Annotated in this window: 6 protein-coding genes; 4 read left to right on the forward strand and 2 right to left on the reverse strand. The window is 62.0% G+C overall.

Going from position 1 to position 6555, the window contains the following annotated elements; translation table 11 throughout:
- The coding region (locus tag OP496_RS16325; RefSeq protein WP_280564849.1) for an Ig-like domain-containing protein at positions 1-2115 on the reverse strand (2115 nt) is incomplete at its 3' end.
- Positions 2116-2514: 399 nt separating this feature from the next.
- Here OP496_RS16325 and OP496_RS16330 point away from each other — a divergent pair.
- The 4 genes from OP496_RS16330 (at position 2515) to ruvX (ending at position 5403) form a co-directional block, all read left to right on the forward strand.
- On the forward strand, positions 2515-3249 hold the full coding sequence (locus OP496_RS16330) for a S1-like domain-containing RNA-binding protein (RefSeq protein ID WP_280564850.1): 735 nt from the start codon (positions 2515-2517) through the stop codon (positions 3247-3249).
- A 78-nt stretch (positions 3250-3327) separates the two neighbouring features.
- Complete coding sequence (gshB, locus tag OP496_RS16335) at positions 3328-4281, forward strand: glutathione synthase (RefSeq protein ID WP_280564851.1); 954 nt, start codon at positions 3328-3330, stop codon at positions 4279-4281.
- A 118-nt stretch (positions 4282-4399) separates the two neighbouring features.
- Positions 4400-4957 (forward strand): YqgE/AlgH family protein, encoded by a 558-nt coding sequence (locus tag OP496_RS16340; RefSeq protein ID WP_280564852.1) that lies wholly within the window; start codon positions 4400-4402, stop codon positions 4955-4957.
- A complete protein-coding gene (ruvX, locus tag OP496_RS16345; RefSeq protein WP_280564853.1) occupies positions 4957-5403 on the forward strand; it encodes a Holliday junction resolvase RuvX in 447 nt (148 codons plus the stop codon). The genes OP496_RS16340 and ruvX overlap by 1 nt, the downstream gene beginning before the upstream one ends.
- A gap of 32 nt (positions 5404-5435) precedes the next feature.
- On the opposite strand, the gene pyrB is transcribed toward ruvX, so the two are convergent.
- The gene (pyrB, locus tag OP496_RS16350; RefSeq protein WP_280564854.1) at positions 5436-6467 is read right to left on the reverse strand and encodes an aspartate carbamoyltransferase; all 1032 of its coding nucleotides are present in this window, start codon (positions 6465-6467) and stop codon (positions 5436-5438) included.
- Positions 6468-6555 lie beyond the last annotated feature (88 nt).

The following is a 6555-nucleotide window of genomic DNA, read 5'->3' on the forward strand; positions in this document are numbered from 1 at the left end:
CTGCGTGGTCGGCTCACTCTTGTTGCCCGCCGCATCGGTCGCGGTGGCCGAGACCTGGGTATCGTCAGCGAGTACGGGCTCTGGCGTCACGCTCCAGTTGCCATCGCCGTCAGCAGTGGCGGTTTCATCCACCTCGCCATCACCATTGGTGTCGATAGTGACGGTGCTGCCCGCTTCAGCGGTGCCGGTAAGCTCGGTGCCATTCGTCGGATCGATGGTGGGCGCGTCCGGCGCCACGGTATCCAGCGTCGCCGTATCGGTGACCGTCCCGGTGTTGCCCGCGGCATCCGTGATGGAAAGCGTCGTAGTCAGCTCGCCGTCGTTGAGTCCGGTGACATCGACACCGTCGAGGCTGAATCCGCCATCGTTGAGCGTAATATCGCCGCCCTGAATCACCACCGGGTCGCCGCCGTTGGCGCTGGCGATTGCCAGCGAGGCGATGCTTGCCCCGTCCTCGACCTGGCCGGTCAGCGTGACGCTTTCGGCTTCGTCGGCTGAGAGCAGCGCGTCGTCGCCGGTGACGATCGTGATGCTATTGTCATCAGGAGTTGGGGCGGTGAGATCCGGTGCGGTGGCCGATGCGGGATCGCTTTCGTTGCCGGCTTCATCGGTGGCGGTAGCGCTGATGTCTTCGCCGTTGGTCTGCGGCGGTTCGATGGAGACGTTGAAGTTGCCGTCGTTGTCAGCGGTATCGCTGCCTAGGCTATTACCGTTCTCGTCGCTGACGGTGACCGTGGAGCCAGGCTCGGCGGTACCGGTCACGACGCTGCCGTCGTCGTTGACGGCAACGTCGGCCGGCGCATCCGGGGCCGTGTTGTCGGGGGCGGTGACGCTGACGGGATCAGAGCTGTTGCCAGCGTCGTCGGTGGCGGTGGCTGTGACATCCTCGCCGTTGATCTGCGGCGGTTCGAGCGAGACGTCGAAGTTGCCGTCGTCGTCCGCGGTATCACTGCCTAGGATATTACCGTTCTCGTCGGTCACGGTGACCGTCGAGCCAGGCTCGGCGGAGCCGGTGACGACGGAGCCCTCGTCGTTGACGGCAACGTCGGCCGGCGCATCCGGGGCCGTGTTGTCGGGGGCGGTGACGCTGACGGGATCGGAGCTGTTGCCAGCGTCGTCGGTGGCGACGACGTCGAGGTCCTCGCCGTTGATCTGCGGCGGTTCGATGGAGACGTTGAAGTTGCCGTCGTTGTCAGCGGTGTCGCTGCCTAGTGTATTACCGTTCTCGTCGGTCACGGTGACCCTGGAGCCAGGTTCGGCGGTACCGGTCACGACGCTGCCGTCGTCGTTGACGGCAACGTCGGCCGGCGCATCCGGCGCGGTGAGATCCGGCGCGGTGGCGGTGGCCGGATCGCTCTGGTTACCGGCGGGGTCGGTGGCGACGACGTTAATTTCTTCGCCGTTGGTGAGTGCCGGATCGAGCGGCACGCTAAAGCTGCCATCGTCGCCCGCGGTGGCCGAGCCAAGTTCGTTGCCGTCGGCGTCGCTGACGGTTACGGTCGAGCCGGGTTCGGCGGTGCCGGTGACAGAAGCACCGTCGTCAGCCACTTCCAGATTCTCTGGCTGATCAGGGGCTTGAGTGTCGCTGTCTTCAGAATTGTCATTGTCTTCTGTTGGAATGTCCGTGTTGTTGCCACTGCCACTGCCACTGCCACCAGAAGCGATTGCTGCACCCGCAGCCACTGCACCCCCCGCTGCAAGCCAACCCAGGGTTCCCCACCCTCCATCGCCCGAGCTTGCCGTCTCTGCGGTCGTAGCAGCCGGTTCGAACACGCCATATTCATTAAGTGGCACGTACTCGGCTGAGACTGCGCCATTGCTGGCAGCCGAGCCTAGGTCCGCCAAGATTAATTGCTGATCTTCCCCCGTTAGATACAGCTTGCCTGATGGAGTATCGGCATCGCCGTAAAAATCTTCGATACGAAGCGTTTCGCCAGCGCTAGTTTGAATAATGAGATCGTTCCCGTCACGGGACAGGGATGCCACATCCTGTGGGGAAAGGCTTAGCAGGATGTGGCGTGATTCGGAGACGGAGAGAGTGCCGTTGTCGACCGTGACTGCGGATGACTGAGATAGGTCTTCCTGGCGCGCAGCAACCTTAGCGGAAATGACCATGTTATTTCCCCTGTGCGTTCCTTACGTACGGATTGTGTTTTTTTATATGACATAAGATAAATTTTTATCAGGGATAGCGGTTTCACGAGGCAGGGTCAATATTTGTGTAAGCATTTTTTAAGAGTTTTGTTTGATTAATAATGAGCAGAGGAAAACTTGGAAATTGAGTGTAAGTCATAAATACTATTATTTGTGAGAGTTAGACTACACGGCTTTAAGAGAATACTTGTTCGGCTAAGCGTAAGTTACAACACTTCTCGATCGTAGGTTCAGAGTACTGCCCGTGTCTCATCCTAGCCACCGACCCCCCGATTTATACGCCAAACCCCGCCACGTCCTTTGCTCGCGCCGCCTGGCGGCGTCATAATGAGGACATATCTCTCGTTAGTGGCCGCTATCATGTCCCGTCCCCAAGATCCGACTCCACGTTCATTCGCCACCGGGCAGCGTTCGTCGCGGACAGCGCGATCGCCCCTGGCGCGCATTGGCGAGGTGGCGTATCTCAAGGTCGTGGCGGTCAATACGACCGGTGCCTTTCTCGATTGGGGCCAGCCCAAGGATGTATTGCTGCCGTTCGCCGAGCAGCACTTTCGTCCCGAGGTCGGCAAGCGGGTGTTGGTGATGCTCTACGAAGACGCTCAGGGCCGGCCGGTGGCGTCGATGCGTCTGGATCGTTTCCTGGCTGATGAGGCACCTGGGATGACGCCCGGCGATCGTGTCGCTCTGGTGATCGCCGAGCGTACCGATCTGGGTTTCAAGGCGGTGGTCGATCACCGCTATTGGGGCTTGCTGTATGCCGATGACATCATCCACCCGCCTCGGCGCGGCCAACGGTTGACCGGTTATATCAAGCGCGTGCGCGAAGATGGGCGCCTCGATCTGGCCATGCTGCCGCCCGGTGAGGCGGGGCTCGATGTGGTCGGTGACAAGGTGCTGGAGCTGCTGCGCTGCCATGGCGGATACGTCGCGCTGGGCGACAAGACGCCTGCCGCTGAGATCAAGGCACGCATGGGCGTCAGCAAAAGTGCTTTCAAGCAGGCGGTGGGGCGGCTCTACAAGAGGCGGTTGATCACCATCGAGGAAGACGGCATCCGCCTGACGCGCGAGGCGATAGACGCCTATCAGTCGAGCTGACGCGCCGCTGGCGCCTTGGTCTTCCGCTGGTCGCTGCGGCATACTGCGCGCATTCATCTCTAGTCTGGAAGACCGATCATGAGCGAGCGCGCCTTGAAGCTTGGCGTGGTGATGGACCCCATCGCCGATATCGCCTACAAGAAAGACACCACCCTGGCCATGCTGTGGGCCGCTCAGGAACGCGGCTGGTCGCTTTATTATCTCGAGCCGGAAGATCTGTATCTGGAAGGCGGGCGCGCCATGGGCCGCATGCGCGCGCTGGAGGCGTATCGTGACTCTGAGGCGTGGTATCGGCTCGAAGCGGTGCAGGCCGCGCCGCTGGCGGAGCTCGACGTCATCCTGATGCGCCAGGACCCGCCGGTGGATGACCACTTCCTCAACGCTGTGCATCTGCTGGGCTTCGCCGAGCGCGAGGGCGTGCTGGTGGTCAACCCGACTCAGGCGCTGTTGACCAGCAACGAGAAACTCTTCGCCCAGCAGTTCCCGCACTGCATTCCGCCCTCCGTGGTTTCGTGCCACGATGCCGTCCTGCGCGACTTTCATGCCCAGCACGGCGATGTGATCTTCAAGCCGCTGGATGGCATGGGCGGTAGCGGCATCTTTCATATCACGCCGGAGGGGCGCAACCTGGGCTCGGTCATCGAGCAGCTCACCGAGCGTGGCACACGTCAAATCATGGCGCAGCGTTATCTGCCTGAGATAAAGGCTGGCGATATGCGCATCCTGCTGATCGACGGCGAGCCCGTCCCCTATGGCTTGGCGCGCATTCCCAGCGCCGGCGAAACGCGTGGCAACCTGGCGGCCGGCGGGCGCGGCGAGGCCCGCGAGCTCACCGACCGCGATTACTGGCTCATCGAGCAGGTCAAACCGGCGATTCTCGACAAGGGCCTGATCTTCGTCGGGCTCGACGTGATCGGCGACTACATCACCGAGATCAACGTTACCAGCCCCACCTGCGTGCGCGAGATCGACGCCCAGCGCGGCACTGACATCGGTGGACTCTTGATGGACGCCATTGCCCGGCGCTTCTGAGCGCTGCTTGTCATCCCACGATGGCGAGGTTTGGCAAGGGTAATGATACAATCGCTGCGAAAAGCACCAATTTCGGCGTAAGCGAGGGGCGGGACGCGCCTCGACGCCCGGGAGGCTCATGCAAAGCTTGAAGCATCATTTTCTGCTGGCGATGCCGCACCTCGACGACCCCAACTTCAAGGGGACGTTGACCTATATTTGTGACCATGATGAAAACGGCACCATGGGCGTGGTTGTCAATCGCCCCATGGAGCTGACGCTCGACGCCCTGCTCGAGCAGCTTGAGCTGGATGCCTCGGAGTGCCCGCAGCGCGACTTGCCGGTTTATTATGGCGGGCCGGTCCACAAGGATCGCGGCTTCATTCTGCATCGTGGTTCGAACCTGCCTTGGGATTCCAGCCTACAAGTCGCTGAAGACCTTGCCCTGACGACCTCCATGGATATGCTCAAGGCCATCGCCGAGGGCCGGGGTCCAGAAGACTTCATCGTCTGCCTGGGCTGCACCGCCTGGCAGGCAGGTCAGCTCGAGGACGAGCTCAAGCAGAACACCTGGCTGACGGTGGAAGGCGACGCCTCGATCCTCTTCGATGTCCACTCGGAGCAGCGCCTGAACGCGGCGGCGGGTATCTTGGGTGTCGATCTGAACCTTATGACGCGCGAGGCGGGACATTCCTGATGGCCGAGGCAGGGCAGCGGCTGATACTGGCCTTCGATTATGGCACGCGGCGTATCGGCGTGGCGGTAGGCAACGAAATGCTAGGCAGTGCCACGGCGCTTGCCCCGCTGCCCGCACGCGATGGGATTCCCGAGTGGCAGCAGATCGGCCAATTGCTCAAAGAATGGCAACCGGATCTTTTGGTCGTAGGGCTGCCGCTCAACATGGATGGTACCGAGTCCGACATGAGCCAGCGCGCGCGCAAGTTCGGCAATCGCCTGCATGGGCGCTTCGGCAAGCTGGTGGAGATGTTCGACGAACGTGGCTCGACGCGCGCCGCCAAGCGTATCGCCCGCGACGCCGGGCATCGAGGCAACTACCGCGATGACGGCGTGGATGGCATCGCCGCGCAGTTGATCCTGCAAAGCTTCTTTGCCGACGACACCTTCCTGCAACGCATGCCTTGAATGCAGCACGTAGTGCCAGCATCCCTCCCATTTTATAGCGTGTGGTCGTCCACGCCATAGGCCGGCGGTACGAACCAGCGGACGTCCTGGGCATCACGCTCGATGTAATCCTCGACCTGCAGCAGATTGGCGAAGATCGCCATGCGCATGGGAATGCCGTTGTCGGCCTGGCGGAAGATGGCCAGGCGCGGATCGCCGTTGAGATCGACATTGAGGTCGTTGGCACCGGGGCGGCTGTCGCGCGGCAGAGGGTGCATGACGATAGTGGTCGGTGAGCAGCGCTGATCGAGGAAGGCGCGGTCGACGATGAAATCCTGGGACATCCCCGCGAAGACTTCCGACATCTCCTCGGTGAAGCGTTCCTTCTGGATGCGCGTGGTGTAGATCACGTCGAGATCGCTGAAGTCATTGGCCAGGCTTTCGCGTTGCTCGACGCGATGCCCGCGCGAGGTGACCAGGTCGATCAAATGACGCGGCATTTCCAGACCCGGCGGTGAGACCAGCGTGATGCGCAGCGGTCCGAACAGCGATAGCAGCTTGATCAGCGAATGCACGGTGCGGCCGTGCTTGAGGTCGCCGGTGAGTAGGAAGTGCGCGCCTTCGAGGCGTTTGCCCAGGCGCGCGAATTCCTTCTCGATAGTGTACAGATCGAGCAGTGCCTGGCTGGGATGCTCGCCGGGGCCGTCGCCGCCGTTGATCACCGGCACCTGGGTGGCCTCGGCGAATTTCGCCACCGCGCCCTGGTCGGGATGGCGCAGCACGACGGCATCGACATAGCCGCCCATCACGCGGCTAGTGTCATAGAGGGACTCACCCTTGGCCATCGAGGAGAAGGTGAAACCAGTGGTGTCGCAGACGCTGCCGCCGAGCCGCGAGAACGCCGCGTGAAAGCTGATGCGGGTGCGCGTACTGGCTTCGAAGAATAGGTTGCCGAGCACTGCACCCTCGAGCACGCGGGTCACTTTGCGCCGCTGGGCGAAGGGCTCCATGCGGGCGGCGAGCTGCATCAGGTGCTCGACGTAATCGCGGGACAGGGAATCGACGGAAAGCAGGTGGGAACTCATCGGTAAGCCTCGCAAGTGGCGCAGTTGGTCGCTGCGCGTAGTGTACGCATACGCGCCGTTGGCTTCATCCGCTGCTTGCGTCGATCGG

The sequence above is a fragment of the Chromohalobacter sp. 48-RD10 genome, from assembly GCF_029889785.1.
Lineage (GTDB): Bacteria > Pseudomonadota > Gammaproteobacteria > Pseudomonadales > Halomonadaceae > Chromohalobacter.

Coding starts and splice junctions, on each gene's coding strand:
- OP496_RS16330 (WP_280564850.1), top strand. CDS start 2,515: ATGTCCCGTCCCCAAGATCCGACTCCACGTTCATTCGCCACCGGGCAG.
- gshB (WP_280564851.1), top strand. CDS start 3,328: ATGAGCGAGCGCGCCTTGAAGCTTGGCGTGGTGATGGACCCCATCGCC.
- OP496_RS16340 (WP_280564852.1), top strand. CDS start 4,400: ATGCAAAGCTTGAAGCATCATTTTCTGCTGGCGATGCCGCACCTCGAC.
- ruvX (WP_280564853.1), top strand. CDS start 4,957: ATGGCCGAGGCAGGGCAGCGGCTGATACTGGCCTTCGATTATGGCACG.
- pyrB (WP_280564854.1), bottom strand. CDS start 6,467: ATGAGTTCCCACCTGCTTTCCGTCGATTCCCTGTCCCGCGATTACGTC.